This window comes from Bacillus thermozeamaize (genome assembly GCA_002159075.1).
Lineage (GTDB): Bacteria > Bacillota > Bacilli > ZCTH02-B2 > ZCTH02-B2 > Bacillus_BB > Bacillus_BB thermozeamaize.
Map to the genome: position 1 here is coordinate 1 of LZRT01000012.1, position 2,257 is coordinate 2,257.

General features: G+C 56.1%; 1 protein-coding gene. It reads left to right on the forward strand.

All coding sequences use genetic code 11. The annotated features are described in order from the left end of the window. Positions 1-386: 386 nt before the first annotated feature. Positions 387-2,192, forward strand: coding sequence for a two-component sensor histidine kinase (locus tag BAA01_16890; protein OUM90617.1), 1,806 nt, complete (start codon positions 387-389; stop codon positions 2,190-2,192). The last annotated feature ends 65 nt before the right edge of the window (positions 2,193-2,257 follow it).

A 2,257-nucleotide genomic window follows, 5' to 3' on the forward strand; every position in this document is an offset into this window, starting at 1 on the left:
GGGTTCGGAACGTTCAAGCGGAATACGAGCGGCTGTCGGCGGAAGGCGTTCGGTTCACCATGCCGCCCACCCGGATGGGCGATGTCACGCTCGCGGTGTTCGACGACACCTGCGGCAATTTGATTCAGATGATCGAGTACCGGAATTGATGCGTTTGCGCGTGATGCGAAGCCGGACGGCGGCCGGGACGGTCGCCGTCCGGCTTGATTTTTCCCGCGGCGGCCGATGGTACACATTTTTATTGTCGGGTTGCACAAATCTACGATTTTTCTCCTGTTCTTTCCGCGGGGTCGCACAAAACTTTCGATTTGAACACATTTCATCAAAATTCCAACCCGCGGATGATATAATGATGGGGACCTCGGTGATGCGGGAGGGGACGGGGAATGCCCAAGGGGATGTCCGGCATGCGAATGTTCTGGCCGCAAACCCTGCGGACCAGGCTGTTTCTGGCATTCGTTGCCCTCGTCCTGCTGCCGTTCGGCGTGCTCAGCATTTACAACTATCAGCGTTTCGAGGACCTGATGCAGGAGAAGATCAGCGAGCAGAGCTCCGAACAGCTGCACCGGATGATCATGTCTCTGGAAGACCTCATGAGCATCGCCTTCAAAACGTCCATCCTGTTGGAACGGGACAAGACCATCGAGAACATCCTCAAATATCCGCACAATCGTTCCGTGCTGGAAAACAAATATACCATGGATGAGAAATTCATCAGCATCAGCAACAGCTTCTTCCTGCATACCCCCTTCGTTTACTACACCATCATCGATTTTCACGGAAATGTATACGCTTCCTACACTCCAAGGGACAAGCTGAATTACCGGACCCTGACTTCGGAGATGTGGTTCAGCGAAATCATGCAGGGCAAAACCAAATACCGCTGGGTGTCCAACGAACCCAACTACGTCTCCCCGGATTTGTCCACGAGCCCGTACCTGATGTCCTACTACAGCCTGTTTATGGACCGAAGCTACAAACCTTACGGCGTGGCGCGAATCAGCATTGACTACTCCGCCTGGTTCCGGTCGATGAACCGCCGGTCGCCGAACGAGCATACCTATTACATCATCACAAAGGAAGGGGAAAGCGTCGCCCGGACTTCCCAGGACATGCGGCTGCCCGATGCCGTGATCCGGGAGATCACCGGGGCCGAAGGAAGCGGATACCTGTACGACCGGGTCACCAATTCCATCGTGAATTACACCCATATTGAATCCGTGGACTGGTACATGGTGAGCCAGATCCCCTCCAGCGTGCTGTTCAAGGAACTCGGCGCCCTGAAGCAGAATTTCTTCCTGACCTTCGCCCTGTTCGTGCTGGTGTTTATCATCCTGTCATTTTTCATCGTTTCCAAGATCACCAAGCCCCTGCTGCACCTGAAAAACAAGATGGGGGAAGCGGTGCAGAAAGGCCTCCGGATCAGGCTGCCCGAAGAGAAGTATCACGGGGAAATGCGCCAGCTGGCCACCACGTTCAACAAGATGATCGACGACATGAAGGAACTGATCCAGCGGCTGAAGGCCGAGGAGCGGCAGAAGGAAGTGGCCCGCTTCCAGATGTTGCTTTCCCAGGTCGATCCGCATTTTCTGCTCAACACGCTCAACATGGTGAAATGGATCGCCATCCGCCGCGGGGAACCGGAGATCGAGGAGATTTGCGTGTCCCTCGGGAAGCTCCTCGAAACGAGCCTCAACACGGAGCTGGACATGATCCATCTGCGGGAAGAGATCGGTCTGGTCGAAGCCTTCGTGTTCATCCAGAAAATCCGCTACAAATCCAAATTCGAGATATCCTACGAGATCGACCCGTCCGTCCAGTACGCGCTCGTTCCGAAGTTCAGCATCCAGCCGCTGGTGGAAAACGCCATCCAGCACGGCATCGCCCAGAAACCCGACCAGGGCCTCATTCGGGTCAAAGCGTGGAAAATTGCGGACGGCAGGGAAGAGCATCTGATGATCGTGGTCGAGGACAACGGCATCGGCATGGAAAAAGCGCGCAGGCAGCAGCCGTCCGTGCGGAAGCGGCAGGGCATCGGCCTGCAGAATATCCGGGAGCGGCTGGAGCTTCTGTTCAGGAAAGAGACCGGCCTGTCCATCGAATCCAGCGACGCGGGAACGAGGGTCACCATCCGGATCCCGTTCCTGCTCTCCACGCCCTACGAGGGAACCCAGACGCGGGAAGCCTTGTGAGGGTCATGCAGCTGCGGCGCGGGGTGAACAACATGTACAAGGTGCTGCTGGTGGAAGACGAAGTG

Bases quoted from the DNA above. Each gene is read 5' to 3' on its own strand.
- BAA01_16890 (OUM90617.1), top strand. From the start codon at position 387: ATGCCCAAGGGGATGTCCGGCATGCGAATGTTCTGGCCGCAAACCCTG.